Raw genomic sequence first — 23,572 nt, 5'->3', positions numbered from 1 at the left:
CTTTTATGTCGGCGTCGAAGTTTTTTGATCACAACTTCTTATCGGTTTTGGTCTGGTTGAAATTGAACAACGATTGAGGAATAGTTCTGCATGCACCGTCTCGAAATAAAACAAATCCAGACTTAAAATGCCCCATTCTGGGACAATTGACTCGGTACTTCGATTTGCTCTTAAAAATTCGGTTACAGACAAGACAGACAAGGAGGAGTTTATGGCAAATAGAATTACGGCGTTTATTACCAAAACGTTGGTTGTTGTTATGACGTCATGTGCTTTATTCAGTTTCGCTGCCCAAGCGAGAGATGAAGATTCTGGTTTATTAAGTATGAAAAAACCTAATATGTTTACTTCAGAATATAAACCTTATATCGGAATCTTAGCCGGTATGACTTCACCCGAAGGCGAGGGTGACGATGAAGGAGAAGTAGGTATTGATCTCGGTTTTTCACCTACGAAAGAAAACTTCATGTTAGGACTGGAATACGGCCATGCAGAATTTGATGATGTCGCAGCTGATGATACGATCGACCGTGATACCGTATTGTTAAAAGCGGGATACAAATTTAACAGCGACAACATGTTTGTGAGAAACAGTTGGGTAGCTTTAGGTGTCGGTGCACTTTTCACAGATGATGATACTGTGGGTGTAGCGGCTCCGATAGTAGGGTTCGATATTCCTGTGACTAACACAGAAACTGAATACCTTACTTTAGGTTTAAATGCCCGTTACAACTTTGTCGAAGCTGATGAAGTCGACACTGGAAATATCTCCGGTGCAGTTAAATACTGGTACTAACGCAAAATACATTTGAATAAAATAAAAAGGGTGGTCTTGCTTAGGCCACCCTTTCGTTTGTTTTGATCTGCTTTTTACGATTCTTATTTTTTGTCGATGCTGATGGCGAATTTTTTTACGCCGGCGCCTTTAACGATATCTAATACAGAAACTACGCGGCCGTGAGGTACATCTTTATCTGCTGAAATAATCGCTTGGATTTCAGGGTTTTTACCCACTTCTTCCTGCGCTTTGGCTTGCACTTGGGCGTCTTCAACCATTTGTCCATCTAAGTTTAATTTACCATCATTGCTGATTGTAATATTTAATTTAGATGGCGTTGTCGCTTCACCAGAAGCCGCTTTGGGAAGATTCACATTGATTGACGGCTTCATAATCATAGGTGCCGTCACCATGAAGATAATTAAAACCACAAGGATAACGTCGACCAATGGAACGACGTTGATCTCTGACATGATTTCATCTGATTGATCAGCTTTAAAAGCCATATATCACCTAATTCTTAATTATTTAGATTTTTTTGCGTACGCCATTCCTAGTTCTTTAACTGATTCAACAGAAACTAAGATTGTGCGCACTTTACGAGTGAAGTAGTTGAAGCACATACCTGCAGGGATCGCCACGAAAAGACCTGCTGCTGTGGCAACTAGAGCTACCGAGATACCAGCCATAACCGTTTGTTGGCCAGCCTCTGGAGCCATCGCCAAATCGTTAAATGCTTTCATGATACCAAGTACTGTACCGAATAATCCGATAAATGGCGCATTCGATGCAATTGTTGCTAATACTGGTAAGAATTTTTCTAAATCTGGTTTTTCAGTTAATACAAAAGAGTTAAACACTTCAGAAAAGCCCGCTTCGCCATGCTGTTTAAAGTGTTTCATCGCTTGCCCTGCTGCGCGGCCTTCGATTGAAGTTGGATCTTTAGCGATATCTTCAAAATCATTTACTGAACCCGATTGTAAAGCCACACGGATACGTGCGCGTACACGTTCACTTTCATTGGCAACTTTTTTTAACGTCATGAATCTTTCGAAAATCATGGCGATTGAGATAACGCTCATTAACACTAATACGAATAAAACAAATTGATCCGCATAATGAGCTACAGCAAATATTTTTTCAGTGAACATGATGGCTCCTTTAATAACCTTTACATTTAGTACTTAGTCATTATGATGTTAGTTCATGAGCGGGTCAAAAAATCTGAATTTTACACAATACACCAAAGTCTGGGTGCGCTCGGCACACGCAAAATTTATCAGGTCGCGACCATTTTTTGTCACCGCTTTGTTTATTATGTTGTTTCTTTTCCAGACCTCTTGCCAAACAGAAACAAAAAAATCTGTGTTAATACTGGCATTTGACCAACTTGATAACGAACGTTTGAACTGCTCTGAAGATAAAAATGATGACAACTCCGGCATTGCTTTGATTTGTAAAGAGTTCATGCGCTTTACTCATGCCTACACAACTTCGCTGCAACCGGCAGCAGCCATGGGTTCAGTTCTAACAGGACAATATCCGTTAATTCACAATGTGCACCGCAGTTATGATTCTTTGCAAATTCCAATGACCACGGTGCAAGAAGCCGCTTATCGCAAAGGTTACCGCACAGGCTTTTTTGCTGGTAATCCGCATATTCTTAAAAAAACAGGCTTATCAAAATACTTTGATACTTTCGATGATTCGGCAGCGGCCCAGTATTCAAATCAAATCATTAAAGATTTTAAAATCACTTCAGATAGTTTTTTAGATTGGCAAAAAGAAGACAGCACGCCGTTTTTCGCAGTGATCACCAACTCAGAAATCGAAGCCTTGAATGAACAAGATACATCGACAACAAATATCGAAAAATTAGACGAAAAACTTTTTAATTTTATCAGCGAATTAAAACACCGTGGCATCTGGGATAAAACCTATGTGTATGTGGTGGGTCTTCGTGGTGGCAACAACTATAATCGCTTAAACGAAACACCTTTTTTAAATCTTCACTCTGAAAACACGTTAGTTTCTCTGTTAATTAAGCCGCCTCGCATGTCAGGCGATGAGGGTATTTCTTGGAAGAACGATACCCCCATCTCTTTAGCGGATATCGGGCATACCTTAAAAAGCTTTTTTGGCGCTGACGAACCGTCGGCTTTAGAAGGTTTTCCGCTGTTAAATTTAACACCGTTTTACAGCGAAGCTTCGGCAGACAGTAAAACAAATCCCCGTTATCTTTTGGTTGAAGCCGCCAACACTTGGATTAAAAAACCGCTGCAATTAAATTTTGCTGTCATCACACCAACTTTACTGATTATTGATCGCAAAGAAGAAACTGAAGTTTTTAGCTTAGCCACTGATAAATTTGAAGTGGTCAACCTGTACAAAACAAATAGCGAACAAGATATTCCAAGCCCGCGCCGTTTGTTTGTGACAAGTATTACCCAACCTGGCGATAACGGGATGACTTTGGCCAAAGACTATTTAAAAAATACTTTACCCGCAGCCGATTTCTTTTCTGTAAAAATTGCTGAAACTCACCCGCTTTATTTGTACTGGCTAAACCAGCAATTAAAAGCCAAACAGATTGAAAAAATGGATTTAATAAAGCTTGATATGGCTTACAGTGGTTGTCTAAATCTTATTAGCAAACCACCTGTGGTGATTTCGCAGCTTAAATCTTGTCACGATAGCCTGTTCGTTGATTATTTAAAATATAAACATGCTCCGCAGTTTGATTTAAATACTGAAAAAACTAAACTGGCTTACGAATTAAATCGTAAAAAATATTTTGAAGAAATCAAAATCGCTAATTGGAATTTAGCGATGGAAAATATCTGGGGCCTGCATGAGCAAAATAAAACCTGGTATCACCCGCTGATCTTCGTTGACCCTAATTTCGTGCAATAATTTTCTTTTAAAAGGCCTACTAGTCAAACTGACTAACAGTTGTTGACCAATATGTATTTTGGTCAAACTTAGAACTAATCTGAATTGAAGATAAATCGCGCGTTGAAACAGACGTGCACTTAATATCAACTTCACGTTCAATGCCTAAAAGATCTGTCGGAAGCAGCACTAAATCATCTAAAAAGCCACCTGATTCAAACATTAAAAACTTTTTGTCTTTCTTTTCTGCTGTAAAAGCAAAGCGCCCCACCGAACCTAAGCTGATTTCTTTATTGTGTTTATAACAAATTGCAATTTCAAAACCTTGCGAATATTTTTCTTTGTTATCAATGTATAAAGCTTCATTGGCCAGTAATAAAGCGACGCGCACTTTATTTGCAAGCGACGATAAACTTTCGATATAATCAAACGGCGTTGTAACTTCCAGATCCGCATCAGCCGCTGAAAGGTAACGTAGAATTTCATCAACTGCTTTTTGTTCTACTTCAGGGCCGCTCCATAAACGAATGCACACTAATAAATTATCATTTAACAGACTATGCACATGTGTTTGTGGAAATTTCTGCTGGCCATTGTGTGAACTGACTTTTGATTTCATGACTAGAAAACTCCGTAGCGTCTAAGTTTAATGAAGGCCTTACGGTAGTAATCACCATCTTCAAGGTCGATTTCAATAATTTTTTTCCATTTGTCTTTAGCGCCCGGTCTATTATCAGACCCGTCTACGTAACCAAAGTTTTCATCGATGATGGATTCTTGGTACATCACCTTAACCTGGTTTCTTAAATCATTTGAATAACGCTCAATTTTATCTTTGATCGTTTGGTTATCTGGATCAAATAACAGCGCTGCACGTAAGGCCATAATGCCTTCTTTAAGTTTTCCGTCTTTAAGGAAAGTTTCGGCATTGCTGATGTTGTTTTGATTACGTTCTGCTAATTTTTTCTCGATAAACTTAATACGTTGTTTTGAAATATCTTTGTAACCATCTGGATCTGGTAAATCGCTGGCTAAAACTTCGTTATAAGCTTTAATCGCTTTTTTCGGAAAACCGGTTTTATGAACTTCTTCAGCACGTTCAAAAATAGCTTTCATATCTTCGCGCTGCTGTTTAGCCACACGTTCAGCATCTTCTTTAGCTTGACGGTCGGCAATCGTTTGGCGAACTTTGCTAATCATTCTTTCGGCGTCAGCATTTGTCGGGTCGTTGATTGTCACTGGCGCCAAACACTCTTGTAAACCTTCAGGTGTTGTTTCTGGCACGATTGATTTTTCACACTTTTCCAAAGTGGATTTGATTAAAGCCTGTAATTCAGCTTGCTCTTTATCACGACGTTCAGTTTCTTGTTGTGTTAAAAGAGTTTGCTCACCGTTTAAGGCTTCAGCTTCGTAAAGTTTTGAATCTTTATAACCTAAAGGTAAAAGTTTATGAATATTATCTAAATTTTCTTTAGCAATCGTGAAGGCCTGCTGACGTAAAGCTTTTTCGGCATTGTTATACCAGAGACTGATATTTTCACGCTCTTCAGGTTTTAAACGTGATAAGGGATCGTCCGGATTAAATGCTTGCTGTTGCGTTGCTTTTTGTGGAGTAGGTTCATTCAGCATTTCGCTTAAGAAATACATACCCACTAAAAATAAAGCGACAACCGAATAAAATACCGGCTTGTTATTTTTAAAACGAGTCCAAGCCTGTTTGATCGGGCTTGGTGGTGGACCTTGTTGTTCAGGTGCGACACCCTCGGCCCCTTGCATAGTGTAGTAGTCACCCTGCATTTGGCCTGGCGGCATACCGGTAAACGGTGAACCATCCGGATTTAATTGATCTTGATAATAACCTTGATCAATTTCCTGCGGATAATTCATATCCTGGTTCGGATCATATTCTTCTTCGTAAGGCACTTCTTCAAGCGGAACTTCTTCAACCACGTCATCAACGCCCGCTCCACCCATTTGCATTGGAGGAACTTCGATACGTTCCATACGGTATTGAAAGTTCGGGTCATGAAGTTCGAAATACATTGTATTATCAAGAACCGTGATCGCATCACCTGATTTTAACGGCTGTGGATCAGTGCTTGAAATTGGTGAACCGTTTAAGAAAGTTCCGTTCACACTTGTTAAGTCGATAATCGTGTAAATGCCGTTAATTTTTCTAACTTCAAACTGACGACGCGAAACACGTTGATCAGGAATAATAATTTGGCACGAAGGATCGCGGCCCGCGGCCCACACATCGCCCACTTCCAGACGAAGCATTTCGCGCACTTGCCCGTCAGACGACATCATTTTGATGTACGGCACTTGTTGAGCAACACCGATAACCGTGCGTTCATTCTCACCGGCCTCAGGCATTTCGCTGGCGTTCACCGAATCGCTGGCCGAATCAGGAACATCACTTAAAATAAATTCATACGGTGGAATTTGAAAAACCTGGCCATGTTCAAGAGGCGTTGATTCAACTCTTTGGCCCACAGAAAAAATTTCGCCGAAACGTGATAACGAGGTTAAAACCCAACGGCCTTCTTCAAATTTTAATTTGAAATGTTCGCGCGAGATGCCTTTTTCAGGTTGCAAACGGATATCGCAACTTTCCTTACGCCCACCGACATATTCACGGTCAGGGCTAAGGTTTAAGTCACTGATCTGTGCTCCCCTTAGTAATACTTTTAATCTCGACATCTAACGAATTCCCTCAGCGGCCAGACCACATTTTTCTGACATGCTTTGGGCTGTTTGATAACTTTGATCGTTGTTTTTTCCCTGAAGCATAATCAAAACTTGCTGGTACATCGCCTTGCACATTTTAAAATTATGCTTCTGATAATAACTTTCTCCAAGTGCTAATTTCGCTTTTACGATCTCATCGAAGCGGATTTTAGCTAAGTATAAATGACGGCGAGCCATCACATGGCTGGCATCTAAGTTTAACACCACCTGAAAAAAGTCTAGGGCACGCGTGTAATTACCTAGCTGATAATCGCGCATGCCTTTTTGAAAGTTCTCTTCAACACGTAAATTTGTCGGCGACATCTTTTGTTCAAGTTTTGCCTTACGCTTTTGGTCCAGTTCTTTTTCAGCCACCGAGTTTTGCTTAAGAAGATATTCATCTTCGTATTTCAGAGTCGATTTAATTTCATTCGACTGAGGCTTCTTCGGCTCTTCCATATTTAACCAATAAACTAGACCTAAGACTATCGCTCCAACAATTAAATAAAAACGCGCTTTCGGATTAGCCAGTAATCCACCACCACTATTTGCTTGAGAATTCGTAGCTGGGCGTGGTGCTCCCATTCCCATTTCTGGAATAAACTGCGGACCCATTTGCTGATTTGGTCGCGGCATCATCTGCCCTTGCGGGCCTGGTCTGCCTGGTTGCATCGGACCGCGTGCTTGCACTTGCCCCTGACGATTTGCAGGAACTTGCTGGCGATTTGCCGGAGGCGGCATCGGTCGCTTGCGTGGCGCTTGCGGTTGCAGCGGAGTCATCGCTGGCGTTTTTTTCGCTTGCGGTGTTGCCGCTGGAGCTGGCGGAGGATTCAGATCTAACCCCACGGGCACAGCCGGTAAATCCGTGCGCACTAATTGCGGACCTGGCGTCATCGGTGTTAATTTTTCAATTTCAAAGGCGATTTGAATTTCGGTATCACCCAACATGAAAGTTGAATCGTTGATCAGTTTCCATTTTTGGATTTCTTCTGATCCCACCATCACTTTATTTTTCTTAGATAAGTTGATGATCTCGATATCTTGGCCAACCACTTGTAAACGCGCATGCTGACGGCTGATCTGCGGGTCATTAATTAAAACGACCTCATTCTCTGGGCCACGACCCACAGTAAATGAGCTCTTTGAAAGATGAAAAGACTGCCCTTCGTGCGGTCCTTTCAGCACTTTCAATTTAATCTGAACTGCGGGTTGTAGCTTTTCAGCCGTTGACATTACTTAGCCTTACTCCTGATTCACCTTAGATAAACTTACAAAGAAATACTCTGGTGCACCGGCACTGTCTAAAAACGCTTGTAAATTAATTTCGCACTCAAATTGTGAGAACGGAATTTTATCTCTATGCGTTTCATAAACAGATTCTTTTGCACGCGTAATTAAACTTTCAATGTTTTGCACCATCGCCGGGTCTACAATCGTGTTGTAGTTTTGCGAAACTAACGCTTCTGGCGATGTTTGCACTAATGTTGCAAATTGGTGATTGCATGAAACCACCGAGCCACTCACATTAATCACCGCCGCAGGTTGCGTGATCATATTCACCATTTGTGAAAATTCCACATCGCGATTTTGCGTAGGTTTCATGTTTTCAGAATCGCTTAAACCATTCCATAAACGGTTTAAAAGTAAATTCACATTCGCTACAGATTTTTGTAACTCTGGATAATCAAACGCCACTTCAGTGCGATCTGTTTTTTCACGTAAGGCCGTATCAATCTGTTTATTCAAAGCACGCAGTGGATATTCGATAAGACGTGCAAATAATAGATATAAAACAATACCAAATAGAGCTGAAATAACTAATGTCTGCATGAATAAACTCACCACGCGGCCATCATCTACATTTAATGAACTGACATCATAGAATACGATAGCTACGTATTTAACGGCTGTTTCACCAGATAATGGATCGTACGCTGCAATCGGATGACTTGCGCCAATTGTGTTATCATCAACTTGCGCAGCCATGGCACGTGGTTCTTTACGCGCCTGAATCACAAAGCCCTTAGACATATCACGACCCACTTTTTCTGTCGGCGCAACGATCGCCCCGTCAGCTTGTTGGATAATGATTGCTTCTTTAATACCATCTTCTTTTAAAGCTTCACTGACATTTAGATTATTTAGCTGTCCAGACAGAAGTGCCTGCTCATTGATACGAGCCATGGCACGCGCCACAGATTTAGCACGTTTTGAAGCTTCATTAAAATTTGATTCTTTTAAAATAGTTGTCAGAGGAAAAATCGACGCCATTGTGACAAACACCACAAAGAGAATCATCATGCCCATTAACACTTGTTTAAATGGAAACACCACCGACATTTTATAAAATACCGGCATCACTACATTTTCCATGTAGTCATCAATGCGCTCACCCAATGTTTTTTGCGGCTCAACGGCTGCACCAAAATTATTTTGTGGCGGCACACCTTGCATCGGTGGCATTTGCTGCTGATATTGCATTTGCATCGCCGCTCCACCTTGCGTCGGAAATGCTGGGGGTTGCTGGTACATTTGCGGAGGCATTTGTCTTGGTTGTGCCGGCGGACGTGGGCGCGGCACTAACGGGCGTGGAGCCGGTGCTGATGGTTTTGGACGAATATCCGGTGAAGGAATTACATCCATAATTACGTCGAACACACTGACTTTATCGCCTAACTTAATAATTGAATTCTGAATTTTTACGCCATTAACGAATGTTCCGTTACTTGATTTTAAATCAACCACGATCACTTTATCTTTATATACGTGAATCTCGCAGTGCTCTTTCGAAATACCGCCTGAAGTGATTTTAAAATCACAGCTCATTCCCCGACCTAACAGGTTTTTTCCCATCTTTAAATCAAAGATCTGTCCGGTTTGTGGGCCGGATAATACTCTAACTGACCACATATAACTGATCTCCTACCTGAAGGTTCCACTTTTCTGCATTGCCAGCTGCTGTTTCTACGACTGATGATGCTTTCCAAAAAGGCCCAATGATCTTATAGGGTTTTACAACGGATACTATTTTTTCAATTTCCATTTTTTTATTCACAAAAATGCAATCGATCGCAAAATTCATAAAAAAGGTGTGAATGTTGTTACAAGGCTTAATCCATAACGCCGCATTCGGGCTTAAAGATTTTCGGCCTAACAACCCTTTACCACGGGCAAAAAATGATTCCGCCAACTCCAGATTTTCAATCAGAAGCTCGGCTTTATCCCCATGTTGAATCTTGTAAAGTTTTGCCATCTTTTAATTCTTTCCGTACACAAAGCCTAAAATCACTGGTCCGAAAACCATGATGAATACGGCTGGTAAAATAAATCCCATTAATGGAAGTAAAATTAATTGCGAAGCACGCGCTCCGGCTTTTTCCGCACGAACAAAGCGCTCTAAACGCATTTGCACCGATTGGTCTTTTAACACTTGCGAAATTGAAGCGCCTGTTGCTTCGGCATCAATTAACACGGCTACGAAAGATGTGATCTCTGGCATGTCTAAGCGAGCGGCCATTTCTTTTAACGCATCTGTTTTTGATGAACCAATTTTGATATCTTTTAAAACTGTTTTAAATTCTTCAGCTAAAACTGAATTTTCGTCAGCCACTTTATCTACGATTTTTTGAATCGCGCCGAAGAAATCAAGACCCGCTTCAACTGAAAGCGCAAGTAGGTCGATAAAAAATGGCATGTCTTGCTGAACGCTTAATGTTCTTACGTTCTTCTGCGCCTTACAGTGCATCTGTGGCATGAACCAACCCACAACGCCTAACATCGCCAAGATCATCGGAGAAAATCCTAAGTCTAACGAAAAGTTCATGATGATTAAAAAAATCGGAAAAGCGATACCTAAGAAAATTTGGTAACCGATAAATTCATCTTCGTTCATCTCAGATGTCATGCCGCCAGTTTTGATCAAGTGACGGATTTTTTTACGATAAGCCTCAGATTTAAATTTTGCTGCGTGCTGCAGAGTAAACTGATGCACCATCGGACGGCAAAGATTGATGATTCCATTTTTAGATTTAATCGGTTCAGTACCGCTGGCCCATTGCAATTGCGCTTCGCCGGGCTTCCCCGCCAAAATGGAAGTCATGAAAAGATAAACCGCCACACCCGCTAGGATGAGACCAGTAAATAACATGAGTTCAGCACTACCCATAGATCCTCTTTTGGTTTATAAATTTGGTTGAATGAAAAAAATTGTCCTAGCTTCGCAATCTCCGCGGCGCGCAGAAATTCTGAAAAAAGCCGGTTATTATTTTGTCTCATTCCCAGTCTTCATATCGGAAATTCCGAATGAAAACCTAAGCTTAGACGAGCAGATAATCGACATTGCGAAACGAAAAGCCCTGGCCTGCCTAGACCTATGTCCTGATAAAAATCCGAGCAATATTATTTTGGCTTCGGACACCATGGTTTGTTTAGAAAATTCAGCGATCGGCAAACCTGAAAACGAACAGGATGCATTTGATACTTTGAAGAAACTTTCAGGCAAAATGCACGAAGTAAAAACCGCGATCATCCTGCTGGACCAAGGGGCTGGTCAATCTGGACCTGAAGTCACGTCTCATATCGAGACATCACAAGTTTTTTTCAAAAACCTGCGTGATGAAGACATCTGGGATTACATCAAAACCGGTGAACCGATGGATAAAGCCGGCTCTTACGCCATTCAAGGTCTTGGTGGAAAATTTGTGGAAAAGTTTGTTGGTGATTACAACAATGTCGTTGGACTTCCACTTTCGGCATTAGAAAAAATCTTTACCTCTAAGAATTGGTCATTTGAAAAATCAGCCCTTTCACAAATTAAAGCTAAACTGAATGCTGACCAACATTTACTAGCGGTGAGTAAACTACAACCGTTGGAAAAAATCCGTGAACTGGTTTCACAAGGCCAAAAGGCTTTTGGTGAAAACTATATTCAAGAGGCTTTAGAAAAAATCGAGGCCTTAAAAGATTTAAATTTAGAATGGCATCTGATCGGCCCGATTCAAAAAAACAAAGTAAAGTATTTAAAAAACAACTTTGCTTATTTGCACGCCATTGATTCTTTGGAACTGGCCGAATTAGTTTCAAAAAAAGCGTCTGAAATCGGGCATGTGCAAAAAGTTTTTATTCAAGTAAATCTTGCGAACGAAGCTACCAAGGCGGGTTTCGACGAATCCAGCGTTCTCGCCGCTTGGGATAAATTGACTCAATTGGCTCATATAAAAATTGTGGGGCTTATGACCATGCCTCCCCTGCAAAATCAGGCTTTAGACAATCAAGTTCATTTTAAAAAATTAAAAACTTTGGCCGATCGCTTACAAGTCAAAGAGCTCTCGATGGGAACCAGCCACGATTACGAAGTCGCCTTGAAAGAAGGTGCGACATGGATTCGAATCGGCACGGTTTTGTTTGGCGAAAGGCAAAAAGTAAAGTAGTCTTTTTATATGACTCATCCTTTACTTAAGACGTACAAAGTTGGTTTCATCGGCGCAGGACACATGGCTCAGGCTCTTATCAAAGGAATGGTAGAGTCAAAGTTATTAAGACCAGATCAAATCTTGGTTTCAAACCGCACTCCGGGTAAGCCTCTTAAGTTAAAAGAATTATATCAAATTCAAACGCGTGAACATAATGAACAGATCGTCGAAGAGTGTGACATTGTTATTTTAGCAATGAAACCGCAAGATCTTCCACAAGCCATGGCCAACCTGGCTTCGGCGTTTAACGAAAACCAAATCGTGATCTCGTTAGCTGCGGGAATCACTATGCGTTCATTACAAAAAATGATTCCACAACCACGCTTGGTTCGCTTAATGCCAAACACGCCGTCATTAATTGGCCGCGGTGTTTTAGGTGTTTTAGCGAATAAAAAAGATGAAGTTGTCACTGAAATCACGAAAGACTTATTTTCTGGCTTAGGTGTTATTTTAGAATTAGAAACTGAAGATCAATTCGATGCTTTAATGATTTCATGCTCAAGCGGTACAGGCTTTGTTTTTGAAATGATGATGTACTGGCAAGATTGGATCATCGAACACGGTTTTACACCTGAACAAGCTAAAATGATGACGATTGAAACTTTCGTTGGCGCTTCACTTTTAGCTGCGCAATCAGCGGGTGTTGATATCGAAGAATTACAACAACGAGTCACTTCTAAAAAAGGCGTTACCGCAGCTGGATTAAATTCAATGCGTGAGCTTGAAATCGAACGCGCCCTACGTATCAGCTTCGAAAAAGCCGCTTTACGTTCACAAGAAATCGCCCGCCAGACGTAGGTCTGGCTTTCTCACAAAGCATTACGACTTTTGTCGCTCAACCTAAAGTACAGGATATAGGCACATCCTTGGACTCGACTTTTTTTTGGGGCAAGTATTACCTATACTAAAATAGTGAACCACGGGTTTCGTTAATTTGATTCATGGAGGAATTAAATGAAATTTTACCCTACTGAAATAGCAAATAAGACCTTCGATCGTAAGATGATGGGCTTTGATCCTGAACAAGTAGTTAACTTTCTAACAGTTATTGCTGCGCAAACAGAAAACCTGGCGCAACAAATTCAAACATTAACTGAAGAATTAAAAGAAAAAGAATTACAGCTTCACGAATACCGTGACCGCGATAATGTTTTACGTAGCGCTATTACCCAAGCTACGAAAATGACTGATCAAATGAAAACTGAAACTGAGCACGAAGTGAAATTAATCATTGCTGACGCCCAACACAAGGCCGAAACAATCACTCGCGACGCGAAAGATTCTTTACGTAAAATCTATCAAGAAATTTCTGATCTTAAAAAATCAAGAATGCAATTTGAAGCCAACCTAAAAGCCATGGCGCAAGCTCACTTATCTTTACTTGAGCAAGCCGAAGCCTACATGCCGAAAATGCGCATGCAGCACATGGATCTCGAATAATCTTATAAAATAAAATTCCAAAACCAAATCGCCCCTCCCCAACGACGATTTACAACATGACAGAGAGAGCAATAAAAAACAGGAACTGGTCTTAGCTAAGATCCCAGTTCCTGCTGCAAGCATAGCTACCGTTGATTTCTTCCGGTAGCTTTCCTAATTCGTGATGTTTTACCAAATAGTTGGCGTTTAATAAAAACCCGATCGCTAATTTCACTAAAGCGTGAAGGCAATAAGCGATCAGGTTAATACACTTGAGAACACTTTTCCAAAGGCGCCAAAGCTCCTCCGCGTTTACGTTTTCCCAATTTTCATAATGTGCTAAATAGTTTTTAGCGTTTTTCATAAATAGTCCTTTTTGCGCCCGTTGCCGAACGCGGTTAAATAAAAATTATTAATTTGTTTTGATTTGCAGAATGAGAAATTGGCTGCGAAAAAATTCACAACAAACTTAGACGATAAAAATGATTATCGTTTTCATTTCATTCTTTTTATTTTTTTGATTCTCTTGTTAGAAGCTTTCTAACTTTTCAGGTTTCCGCTTTAAAGGCATTTTTCCTCTAGGGAAACATACTTTCTTGCTAGAATTGCTGCGACTTAGGAGAATCGGTCATATCTGAAATAGCAACATTGGCTGCGACAGTAAGTCCTAAGGCGATAATATTAAAATGTGTAATCATATGCGATTCTCCTTTCATAAGAATGAAGACAAGTTATCTTGATATAGAAAACTTGTCTAGATTTATTTTGTTATGATTGTAATAAGAAACGCTACTGTGGCGAATTGCCCGTTGAAGAGAACTACTGATTCTTCTTTTTCTTTTTAAGCTTCTTTAATTTGATTGTATAACCGAGCTGATCTAAATCCTGCTGCGTTGAAGATTCAGAGTTCGGATTAACACTTGAGCTGGTTCCATTTTGGGGTGGCTGCTCTTCTTCAATAGGTTGCACATAATCATCATTACTTGGATCAACTGATTTAAAATAATTTTGATCTACGCCATCGTTTGTATCTTCACGAAATCCATTATCCACAGGTTGCTTCGCTTTTGTTTTCTTCGCCGCTGGACGCGCTTTACGAACCACAGGTTCTTCATCGTGATCATTATTTCCGTAATCAAGCGTAAAAGTTAAAGCGGCTCCGACAAAAAATCCTTGTGAATAATTTGAACCGGTAACATCAGCTCCGCCGTAAGCTTTAAACTTAATAAAATCTGTCATCGCAAAATTCACAAAAAGTTCTGCAGCTAAAGCATTTGGATTGATTGAATAAAATCTTTTACTTCCGCCATTCACACGTGTTGTGACCGCATCACGACGTGAAGCCGAATTTGTGTATTGATCATCTTTAACTGAACTAAAACCATCAAGCGCGGCACCTAATCCCAATTCAGAAAAACGAAATTCTCCGCCAACACCGTAAGTCAACAGTGTTGATAAACCTTCAGAGCGAATATTTCCGCCCACGTAAGCGTAAGGATAAAAACTTCCTAAATCCATGCGCATAATGGCTGTTGGTTTAATTTCGCTGGCACCATTGCTGTTTAAGCTGTCATCGCCAGTTTCACTGACTTTTTCCATAGGATGCGAATATTCAAAATCTAGGATCGTCTGAAAAGAATCAAAGTTGAGCAATTGATAATCAGCACCCACATCAATGCGGTTAAAAGTTGAATTGTTACGTGTATTAATTGGGTCAACCGACTCCGAGGTTCCGACGTTACCGCCCACGCGTACTCCAAAATCACGGAACATTCCCCAACGCAATTGAGGTGTCACATCTATAAGCTGATAGCTGTTTTCAAATGGCAGATCTGTTTTTTCACCACCTGAATCAAAGTTAGCTGTCGTTTTGTAGAATTGTGTATCAATCGCCAGATCGAATCTTTGCGAGCGATAGACCTGGTAAGGATCAAAAAATGCCTTAGCCTGAGCAGTCGAAAAAAGAGCCAATCCTAGAAGGGCCAAATTCACCTTAGAACGCAGTGTAGTGGATGTTTTTTTCATAGCCACATCAGTGTAACCGAGTTTATATACTAAGAGCAGAAGACAAAGGTCCAGATCGGCTAAAATGAAAAACCCAAACGCAAAACCACTTATCGTAATTTTTTTCACAGTTTTTATTTACCTTTTAGGATTCGGAATGATTATTCCGGTTCTGCCCCTACTGAGCACACACTACGGCGCCACTCCTTGGGTAGCTGGTCTTTTAATGTCGTGTTATTCACTCATGCAATTTATCTTTGCTCCGTTTTGGGGAAAACTTTCTGACCGCTATGGTCGCAGACCGATTTTAATGTACTGCCTTTTAGGCGAAATGATTTCTTATTTAGTTCTAGCCTGGTCTCGTTCATTAGAAATGCTTTTTATCGCGCGAATCATGACTGGCTTTTTTGGCGCTTCAATTTCCACCGCTTCAGCTTATGTGTCAGATGTGACAACTCCAGAAAACCGTTCAAAAGGTATGGCCGTAATTGGCGTAGCTTTTGGTTTAGGGTTTTTATTTGGCCCGGCCATCGGCGGTGGTTTAACGGTGTGGGCTGAAACGATGTCCTCAGACATGGGGTTCGTCGCCAGCTTCTCCGCGTATGGCGTTGCTCTACTTTGCTTATTCACATTTATCTTTGCGTTCTTTAATTTAAAAGAATCGATCAGCGCTGAAACCAGAGCGAAAAACAGTTCTGAAAAACAAAAAAAGTTTACTCACCTTGTGCGCTACTTTCACATGAAAACTGTGGGCCCATTAATTACAGGCTTTGCACTAGCCACACTTTCAATGGCGTTGATGGAATCAACTTTGGTTCTCTACATGAAAGATAAATTTAACTGGAACATCAAAGAAGTGAGTTTTGGCTTTGCTTACATCGGTGTGATTATTGTTTTCACACAAGGTTTTTTAGTTCGCCGTTTGCTTCCTAAAGTGGGTGAAAGAAAAGTTTTATGTGCAGGATTACTTTTATTAGGCCTAGGCCTTTTAGGCATCGCGTTTGCGCCAAGTATTCCAATGATGGGTGTTGTGATGACATTACTTTCTTTAGGCCACGGATTAACAAATCCATCGTTTATGGGAAGCGTTTCGTTATTAGTGCCGCCTGAAGAACAAGGTATTGCCTTAGGTACAACACAAAGTTTATCAGCCTTAGGCCGTGTGATTGGCCCCGCGATTGGTGGCTTTTTATTACAAAGCACTTTTAAAGGTTCGCCGTTTGTACTTGCTGGGGGCTTTACGTTATTTGCCTTAGCGATTATTTTTATGATTTTTAAAGATCTGCCTGATCACGGCAAAAAGGTGACTGCATGAGCTACAACAAAATTGGCTATTACCAGTTAAATAATTTAATTGAAAACCGCGTTCCGTTTTTATTTTTCAATTACGGCACAGATTTAACCCCTTGGTACACGTCAATTCAGAAGCTGCACGTTGAAGCTTGGCAGGTCATGCTGACGGAAAGCCAGACCCAAAGCGAATTAGATAGCCGTAAGATCCCCAAAGACTTCGCTATTTTATTATTATGCCCTGATGGCAAGCAATCTGAGCGTATCGCCAAAGATTTAGAAAAAAAAGGTTATACAAACGTCTATCTGATTGATGGCGGTTATCAGCAAATGGTGACTGATAGAGGCTAATTTGCTAGGCTGATTGCCTATGACAAATCCAACTACGTTAGCTGACCGTTACAATCCTCAAGATGTTGAAGCTACTGTTTACAAACAGTGGGAAGATAAGGGCTATTTCAAAGCTCAAGATCAATCAACAAAACCTCCGTTCTCAATTATTTTACCTCCGCCGAACGTCACAGGTTTTTTACACTTAGGTCATGCGCTTGATCACACGATCCAAGATTTATTAATCCGTTGGAAACGTATGTCTGGTTACAATGCTATGTGGTTACCAGGAACAGACCACGCCGGTATTGCGACACAAACTGTTGTTGAAAAAGAATTAAAGAAAAACGGCGGCGTGACTCGCCATGATCTGGGCCGCGAAAAATTCGTAGAAAAAGTTTGGGAATGGAAACACGAATACGGCGACCGCATTTACCGTCAAATGCGCAGACTTGGTGATTCTTGTGACTGGGATCGCGCCACATTCACGTTAGATGAAGGCGTATCAAAAGCGGTTCGTAAAGTTTTCGTTTCTTTATACAAAAAGAATTTAATCTACAAAGGCCAACGTTTAGTGAACTGGTCAGGCCCGCTTGAATCAGCGATCTCAGATCTTGAAGTAGAACACAAACAAGTTAAGGGAACTCTTTACCACATCAACTACCCGGTTGATGGCACGGGTGAACTTTTAACAGTGGCAACGACTCGTCCAGAGACGATGTTAGGCGATACAGCCCTTTGCGTTCACCCGGATGATCCACGTTACAAACACTTAATCGGCAAAACAGTTACCGTTCCGTTAATTAATCGTAAAATTAAAATCATCGCAGATACTTATGTTGATCTTAATTTCGGATCTGGAGTTGTGAAAATTACCCCGGCGCATGATTTTAACGATTACAAAATCGGTAAAACTCACAAATTAGATTTCATTAATATCTTAACTAAAAAAGCGACGATGAATGAAAACGCTGGTCCTTACCAGGGTTTAAAAGTTCAAGAAGCGCGTAAAAAAGTTCGCGAAGACTTAACAGCACTTGGCTTATTAGTTAAAGAAGAACCACACATGATGTCGGTAGGTCACTGCTCGCGCACAGACGCTGTGGTTGAGCCGTTCTTATCTGAACAATGGTTTTTAAAAATGGAAGAGTTGGCGACTCCTGCTAAACGCGTAGTTGAATCAGGCACAATCCGCTTTGAACCAGAATCGTGGACAAAAGTTTACCTTCACTGGATGAACATCATCGAAGACTGGTGTATCTCGCGCCAATTGTGGTGGGGTCATAGAATTCCTGCTTGGCACTGCGGTGATTGTGAAAAGCACACGGTAGCTGAAATCGCTCCTGAGAAATGTGAACACTGCGGAAGTACAAAAGTAACTCAAGAAGAAGACGTGTTAGATACGTGGTTCTCTTCAGCGTTATGGCCGTTTTCAACTATGGGTTGGCCAAATGAAGACCAACACTCGGTTGAAACACAAAAAACTTTCTATCCAACTAATTACCTAGTGACTGGTCATGATATTATTTTCTTCTGGGTAGCCAGAATGATCGTAATGGGCGTTGAATTTAAAAAAGATGTGCCGTTTAGAACGGTTTACGTTCACGGTTTAGTGCGCGATAGCCAAGGCCGTAAGATGTCTAAATCTTTAGGTAACTCGATTGATCCAATCGATATGATCGATAAATACGGAGCTGATGCTTTACGTTTTAGCTTCTTAGCCCATTTATTTAGCGGCAAAGACTTTAAATTCTCTGAACAACGTTTAGAGGGTTACCGTAACTTTATGAATAAAGTTTGGAATGCCTCTCGTTTCGTCTTATCAAACATTGCCGATATGCCTATTCCAGCTGAAGGTTTAAAGGCTTTACCAAATAAAGCGCACACAAGCGTATTTGACCAATGGATCATTTCAAAATTAGGCGAAGTGGAAAAGAAAGTTCAAGAATCTTTAGAAGGCGAAAAGTTTTCTGAAGCCGCTTTAGAATTATACCACTTTATCTGGAATGAGTTCTGTGACTGGTATATTGAATTTTCAAAACCAATCATGCAATCAACGAACTTAGAAGAAAAACGTGCGACACAACTTGTGATGGCACAGGTTCTAAACCGTATGATCAGACTTCTTCACCCGTTCTGCCCGTTTATCACTGAAGAGATCTATGCTAAACTTCCGCTAAAAGGCGAAGCTTGTATCATTGATCAGTACCCAACAGTGGCGAACGATAAAGAGCTATTAGCTTTAGGTAATAAAAAATCTGAGCATGAAATTGATATCGTTAAAGAAGTGATCACAGCGATCCGTAATATCCGCGGTGAAAACCGTATTAGCCCAGCTACGAAGTTAACTGTTCGTTTAGGCGTGACTGAAGCTTCAGTTCAAAAAACGTTATCTGAGAACCGCACCGCGATCATGACCATCGGTCGTTTAGAAAACTTAGACATCGGTGCTGATGGTAACTTAATGAAATGTGCCGTGGCTCCGGTATCAGTACGTGAAGCGCAAGTAAAAGTGATCATCCCGCTTGAAGGTTTAGTTGATTTTGGTGAAGAGTTAAAACGTATCCAAAAAACAATTGAAAAGCTTGATAAAGATATCAATCTTTTAACGAACAAACTTTCTAACGAAAAGTTCGTAGCAAATGCTGATGAAGACGTGATCGCCGCCGACCGCCAATTACTGGCGCAATCAAAAGTACAAATCGTTTCACTTAAAGAAGCGTTAACTCGTTTTCAATAGGTGCCAGGCCTTTTTCGCTACGTTTAAATTCGAGATGAGAAATAAAAAAGGGACTTAAAAGTCCCTTTTTTATTTCTTTAACTTAATGAACTATTCAAACATAAAGCCCACACCCCACTCGTAGAGATAAGGCATTTTTGGAGCCACTGTACGGCTATAGTGCTTCCATTGATTTTTTGGTTTATCTGAAAAACGGTGTTCTTTTGTGGGAATACGCTTACCTTTATAGTCTTGCGGAATCACCAGGTAAAATAATCTTTCTGTTTGTATCTGTGATTTATCATCAAAAGTAAATTCTAATGGTGCCACTTTATCTAACTGTGCGCTGGCTTGCGGGTAGACACAGTATTTTAAAGCTTCGGGAATTTTCACTGACCAATACTCAGCAAAATCAGTTCTCGCCTGATTCGGGAATTCGTATTTAGCCAAGCCTTCCATCATGAATTTGAAAATTTCTTTTCTCGTTCCGCAGAAACCTTGCGTGCTTTGAAAATGTTCGTCACTCACACGCGCATCGTAAAATAAATACGGGTACCAAGTATTATCAGAATAAATACTACCTTTACGAAGTTCGCCGGTGATTTCTTTTTCTTTAAACGACGGCACTGTCGCTAAGAAGTTAAAACTATTCCCTGTAAATTTTAATTTAAACTTACCTTCGTCTTTTCCGGTTAAGTAGATATTTGGCTTACCCATGGCGATGTTGCCACCATGTGGATAATAGTTTCCACCACAGCCGTACATACTCCATCCGCACGGGTTATAGAAATTTTGATTGAACTGTTGGTATCCCCAACCGCCCCACCAAGGAGACGGCCATAAGTTATAAGACATCGGATTAAAAACCGCAGGCTTTGCATAGCCCATCGAAGTTTCCATGTCTGTTGAGGCTGTTTTACGAACTGACTTTGCTAAGTTAACGTTAATTAATTTATTCGGCAGATCAGAAATCTGAATTACATCTTGAAACGCACAGCCCTCTTTATTAACCGCATCGATTTGATAGTTGCCTGTAAGTAAATGCACTTGCCCTGTTCCATACATCGGAACTTCAAGATGATACAAAACCATTTTATCCTGGCTGACCACAACTTGCGACAACCCTTTGCAGGCTTGGTCTTCAGTTTGCAATTTAAATTCGATGATTTCAGCTTGAGAAGTTAAAGACGCGAACAAGCCTACGAGTAAAATGATTAAGTTTCTCATGACTTCTAGTTTAGCGAAGTCATGAGACAACACCCAGAGTGTAACTAAATAATCTGGACCTTAGTTCATCCCTTTATAAGTTTGGATTTCATTCTGTGCTTCTGATTCAGCTTGGTCTAAATCATACGGGTTATAAACTTCGCCGTAAGTCGGACACACTTGTGCTAAGCCAGAAGCCTGACCTTCACGTCCGCCCCAGCGGCCAAGAATATCTTCATTCGGGTTTGAAGATAAATAGCTTTTGAAAAGACGGCGCTTGATTTCAGCCATATCTAAAGTTTCTTTACCAATTTTTACGCGACAAATTGATAATTCGCTTGGAGCAATAGCTTTTGTTGCTAAATCAGATTCAGCACGCGCTGATAATTCGGGGTGAGCAAAAATTCTCTTAAATTGTTTTAAGCGAATATCGCTAAAACCTTTTGTTCCTAAGTGCTGAATGCCGTGCGTGAAGTACGCACGTGCTAACATCACCGCATCAAATAAACGGCGGTCACGGCTTGGTGTTGATAACTGGTCATACTGTTTCGCCACCAAACACTGTATATTCGGAAGAACTTTTTCTTCAGCTCTGAAACCTTTTAAAATATCTAAAAGATCTTCATCTTCTTGCGCCAACGGACTTGCACTGATTTTCTTTTGATTTAATTCAGCTTCTTTAACAATCGCGATTTTTAATTGCTTTTTATAGTGTTCAGCTTCATCAATCGCCGTAATACGTTGTTTTACATCATCACAAGCATCTTTCAATAAACGCTCAACAATTTCTTGCAGCGATTCTTTTTTCGTCGCTAATTTAGTTTGAATCGTTTGCTTCCAAGATTTTAAATCTAACTGATATTGATCGTTGCTGTATTCAGAAAGCATGCGGGCATCAGTTTGTAATTTATCAGTTGGAATCCAGTAGCGAAAGCCAGCGTAACCATCATTAACATAAGTTGGAACTTTAATTTTTGCTGATAACGGATCTGCCGGATTCGTTAATTTCTCATCGGGCTGAAAAACCCAGAAAGGATTCGGCCAGCTTGAACGCTGTTGTAATTTTGAACCTGAAGCTTTACCCACAACCGAGTTATACACTAAACGGGGATTACCTTTGGCATCGATACCAGCAATTGTCCAAGAGTGGTGGTTAATTTTTGCCGTTAAGATGATAACACCTGGGCGAATGTTATTAATAGAAACCGGATACGTATCATGCTGTAAGCTCGTTGTTGAAACGATATCAAATAACATATTAAAAAAAGCACGTAAGCGTGGATGACCTTCTGGGTAGTTATCAAAACGTTTCATCGATTGTGCGATGATTGATTTTGTCGGGCTCGCTGGATTTTTAATCGCCCAAGGAAGTCCATTTTCAAAAGAGAAAATCACACGTAACGCATACACTGTATCCGCGCAGTCAGTGGTCATTCCAAAGTAAGGATTTTTAATCGTCTTTTTCGTATCTAAAAATTCACGCGAGAACATGTCTACGCGCGCATTGGCTTTTACCCACTCCGAGTACTTCACCTCAAGCTCTGGGGTCCATTGTTGAGTGACAGTCCATAGATCAGCCGAAGCCGTCATGGCCTGCAATAGAATCGTTAAAAATAGGTATAATCCAAGCTTTTTCACAATACGTCCTCACCAAACCCGGTACGGGCTAATGACGTTTACAGCAGAATACTGGCCAGAACAGGCTTAATTTTACGGGCATCTGATCAGCGATCGTCTAATCAGATGACATACTTTTTTCGATATTTGTCACTTCGTGAAGTTAATCCCTGTCAGAATCATGACAGTGGAAATAGGGGTAATTTCGTTTTATGAATACACCCAAGAAAGGGGAAAATCCCATGAACAATTTAAATATGTCATTAATGGTTGTACTAGCTGCTCTTATCGTAACTCACATCGTGATCGCGTAAGATCACGGTGTTTACGTCGGTAGTTATGACTATTCGACGCACTGGCAGTTGGAATCGATTTTATCTAGTCCCGTACAGCTGACAGTTTTGCCGTTCTTCGTAATCGAGAAAGATTCGATAATACCGGCACGTTCAACAAGAACGACCTCTTCACCCTCTTGGAAATAGGCGCGGCTTCCGCGTTCATCTAAAACCAAGTTGGCTCCTCCACGTAAATAATTAATATAATCATCCGAAGGATTACGAGCTTTCTCGGGGTCCACTTGCTGTAATTCAGGAAAGCCCTGATCGTTGATATTGTAAAGCTGGGCGTATTTAACCGGTGCGTTTGGATTTTCGTAGTTCACTTCCGTACGAATTCTTTTGCGTGAGCCATCTGGGTTTTGCAGATCTAACTGAGTCCAATCATCCATTTGCACCACAACTTCACCTAAGCCCGGGCGTAAGCTGACAAGTAAATTATCATAAGTTGGCTCAATCGTTGGATTATCAATCGCTGTAGAGACTTTTAAGCAGGTGCCGATCGTTTTTAAATGCTCGACGAAGTTTTTTGAAATCGTGTCGCGCGCTGCTCCTGGTTGTAAAGCGGCCGAGGCTGAAACGGCCGGGCGAGCGACTTCAGCCGGAACACTTTCATTCACAATCTTAGTCGTAGGAACGTTGTAATCAGAATCTGAGTCGATTTTATTTTTTTTGATATTTAAAGCTTCAGTGGGATGGTCTGCAAAATAAAAAAGAGCCATCGCGATTAACGTGGCTCCAATTCCTAGTAACAAATCTTTTCTCATAGCTTCTTCTCCGC

Annotated in this window: 20 protein-coding genes and 1 pseudogene; 8 read left to right on the top strand and 13 right to left on the bottom strand. The window is 40.8% G+C overall.

Going from position 1 to position 23,572, the window contains the following annotated elements:
* Positions 1-211 precede the first annotated feature (211 nt).
* Positions 212-796 (top strand): hypothetical protein, encoded by a 585-nt coding sequence (locus ACKWCF_RS02580; RefSeq protein ID WP_409479135.1) that lies wholly within the window; start codon positions 212-214, stop codon positions 794-796.
* A gap of 83 nt (positions 797-879) precedes the next feature.
* Here the strand turns inward: ACKWCF_RS02580 and ACKWCF_RS02575 are convergent, their stop codons facing one another.
* Both ACKWCF_RS02575 and ACKWCF_RS02570 read right to left on the bottom strand, forming a co-directional pair.
* Complete coding sequence (locus ACKWCF_RS02575) at positions 880-1,284, bottom strand: ExbD/TolR family protein (protein WP_409479134.1); 405 nt, start codon at positions 1,282-1,284, stop codon at positions 880-882.
* An 18-nt stretch (positions 1,285-1,302) separates the two neighbouring features.
* Positions 1,303-1,929, bottom strand: coding sequence for a MotA/TolQ/ExbB proton channel family protein (locus ACKWCF_RS02570; RefSeq protein ID WP_409479133.1), 627 nt, complete (start codon positions 1,927-1,929; stop codon positions 1,303-1,305).
* A 214-nt stretch (positions 1,930-2,143) separates the two neighbouring features.
* Between ACKWCF_RS02570 and ACKWCF_RS02565 the strand changes: the two genes are divergently transcribed.
* The gene (locus ACKWCF_RS02565) at positions 2,144-3,691 is read left to right on the top strand and encodes a sulfatase-like hydrolase/transferase (RefSeq protein ID WP_409479132.1); all 1,548 of its coding nucleotides are present in this window, start codon (positions 2,144-2,146) and stop codon (positions 3,689-3,691) included.
* Between the two features lie 19 nt (positions 3,692-3,710).
* Here ACKWCF_RS02565 and ACKWCF_RS02560 read toward each other — a convergent pair whose 3' ends face one another.
* The 6 genes from ACKWCF_RS02560 to ACKWCF_RS02535 are packed head-to-tail and all read right to left on the bottom strand — an operon-like array spanning position 3,711 to position 10,565.
* The gene (locus ACKWCF_RS02560) at positions 3,711-4,289 is read right to left on the bottom strand and encodes a hypothetical protein (protein WP_409479131.1); all 579 of its coding nucleotides are present in this window, start codon (positions 4,287-4,289) and stop codon (positions 3,711-3,713) included.
* Positions 4,290-4,291: 2 nt separating this feature from the next.
* Positions 4,292-6,373 carry an FHA domain-containing protein gene (locus tag ACKWCF_RS02555; RefSeq protein ID WP_409479130.1) on the bottom strand — a complete coding sequence of 694 codons (2,082 nt, stop codon included), beginning with the start codon at positions 6,371-6,373 and terminating at the stop codon, positions 4,292-4,294.
* A complete protein-coding gene (locus ACKWCF_RS02550) occupies positions 6,374-7,633 on the bottom strand; it encodes an FHA domain-containing protein (RefSeq protein ID WP_409479129.1) in 1,260 nt (419 codons plus the stop codon).
* A gap of 9 nt (positions 7,634-7,642) precedes the next feature.
* Positions 7,643-9,310, bottom strand: coding sequence for an FHA domain-containing protein (locus ACKWCF_RS02545; protein ID WP_409479128.1), 1,668 nt, complete (start codon positions 9,308-9,310; stop codon positions 7,643-7,645).
* A complete protein-coding gene (locus ACKWCF_RS02540; RefSeq protein ID WP_409479127.1) occupies positions 9,297-9,653 on the bottom strand; it encodes a DUF192 domain-containing protein in 357 nt (118 codons plus the stop codon). Before ACKWCF_RS02540 ends, ACKWCF_RS02545 begins: the two co-directional genes overlap by 14 nt.
* A gap of 3 nt (positions 9,654-9,656) precedes the next feature.
* Positions 9,657-10,565, bottom strand: a complete 909-nt coding sequence (locus ACKWCF_RS02535; RefSeq protein WP_409479126.1) for a type II secretion system F family protein — start codon at positions 10,563-10,565, stop codon at positions 9,657-9,659.
* A gap of 31 nt (positions 10,566-10,596) precedes the next feature.
* Here ACKWCF_RS02535 and ACKWCF_RS02530 point away from each other — a divergent pair, with 31 nt between their 5' ends.
* The 3 genes from ACKWCF_RS02530 to ACKWCF_RS02520 all read left to right on the top strand — a co-directional run bounded on the left by ACKWCF_RS02530 (position 10,597) and on the right by ACKWCF_RS02520 (position 13,311).
* Positions 10,597-11,829 carry a YggS family pyridoxal phosphate-dependent enzyme gene (locus tag ACKWCF_RS02530; protein ID WP_409479125.1) on the top strand — a complete coding sequence of 411 codons (1,233 nt, stop codon included), beginning with the start codon at positions 10,597-10,599 and terminating at the stop codon, positions 11,827-11,829.
* A gap of 9 nt (positions 11,830-11,838) precedes the next feature.
* On the top strand, positions 11,839-12,669 hold the full coding sequence (locus tag ACKWCF_RS02525; RefSeq protein WP_409479124.1) for a pyrroline-5-carboxylate reductase family protein: 831 nt from the start codon (positions 11,839-11,841) through the stop codon (positions 12,667-12,669).
* 156 nt (positions 12,670-12,825) lie between these two features.
* On the top strand, positions 12,826-13,311 hold the full coding sequence (locus ACKWCF_RS02520) for a DivIVA domain-containing protein (RefSeq protein ID WP_409479123.1): 486 nt from the start codon (positions 12,826-12,828) through the stop codon (positions 13,309-13,311).
* A 91-nt stretch (positions 13,312-13,402) separates the two neighbouring features.
* On the opposite strand, the gene ACKWCF_RS02515 is transcribed toward ACKWCF_RS02520, so the two are convergent.
* Positions 13,403-13,654, bottom strand: a complete 252-nt coding sequence (locus ACKWCF_RS02515) for a hypothetical protein (protein ID WP_409479122.1) — start codon at positions 13,652-13,654, stop codon at positions 13,403-13,405.
* A 455-nt stretch (positions 13,655-14,109) separates the two neighbouring features.
* Complete coding sequence (locus ACKWCF_RS02510; protein ID WP_409479121.1) at positions 14,110-15,315, bottom strand: hypothetical protein; 1,206 nt, start codon at positions 15,313-15,315, stop codon at positions 14,110-14,112.
* Positions 15,316-15,364: 49 nt separating this feature from the next.
* On the opposite strand from ACKWCF_RS02510, the pseudogene ACKWCF_RS02505 reads away from it, so the two are divergent.
* The 3 genes and pseudogenes from ACKWCF_RS02505 to ACKWCF_RS02495 form a co-directional block, all read left to right on the top strand.
* A pseudogene (locus ACKWCF_RS02505) lies at positions 15,365-16,609 on the top strand (MFS transporter); the annotation flags it as partial.
* On the top strand, positions 16,606-16,935 hold the full coding sequence (locus tag ACKWCF_RS02500; protein WP_409479120.1) for a rhodanese-like domain-containing protein: 330 nt from the start codon (positions 16,606-16,608) through the stop codon (positions 16,933-16,935). The pseudogene ACKWCF_RS02505 and the gene ACKWCF_RS02500, both read left to right, overlap by 4 nt.
* A gap of 19 nt (positions 16,936-16,954) precedes the next feature.
* Positions 16,955-19,654, top strand: coding sequence for a valine--tRNA ligase (locus ACKWCF_RS02495; protein WP_409479119.1), 2,700 nt, complete (start codon positions 16,955-16,957; stop codon positions 19,652-19,654).
* Positions 19,655-19,744: 90 nt separating this feature from the next.
* On the opposite strand, the gene ACKWCF_RS02490 is transcribed toward ACKWCF_RS02495, so the two are convergent.
* From ACKWCF_RS02490 to ACKWCF_RS02480, 3 genes are all read right to left on the bottom strand, one after another.
* Positions 19,745-20,860, bottom strand: coding sequence for a hypothetical protein (locus ACKWCF_RS02490; protein ID WP_409479118.1), 1,116 nt, complete (start codon positions 20,858-20,860; stop codon positions 19,745-19,747).
* A 60-nt stretch (positions 20,861-20,920) separates the two neighbouring features.
* Positions 20,921-22,477: a hypothetical protein gene (locus ACKWCF_RS02485; protein WP_409479117.1), complete on the bottom strand. Its 1,557-nt coding sequence runs from the start codon at positions 22,475-22,477 to the stop codon at positions 20,921-20,923.
* Between the two features lie 322 nt (positions 22,478-22,799).
* Positions 22,800-23,558 (bottom strand): hypothetical protein, encoded by a 759-nt coding sequence (locus tag ACKWCF_RS02480; protein WP_409479116.1) that lies wholly within the window; start codon positions 23,556-23,558, stop codon positions 22,800-22,802.
* Between the last annotated feature and the right edge of the window lie 14 nt (positions 23,559-23,572).

This window comes from Pseudobdellovibrio sp. HCB154, from assembly GCF_046267985.1.
GTDB lineage: Bacteria > Bdellovibrionota > Bdellovibrionia > Bdellovibrionales > Bdellovibrionaceae > Pseudobdellovibrio.
The sequence above is the reverse complement of the archived record's forward strand: the minus strand, read 5'-3'. Positions and strand labels throughout refer to the sequence as shown.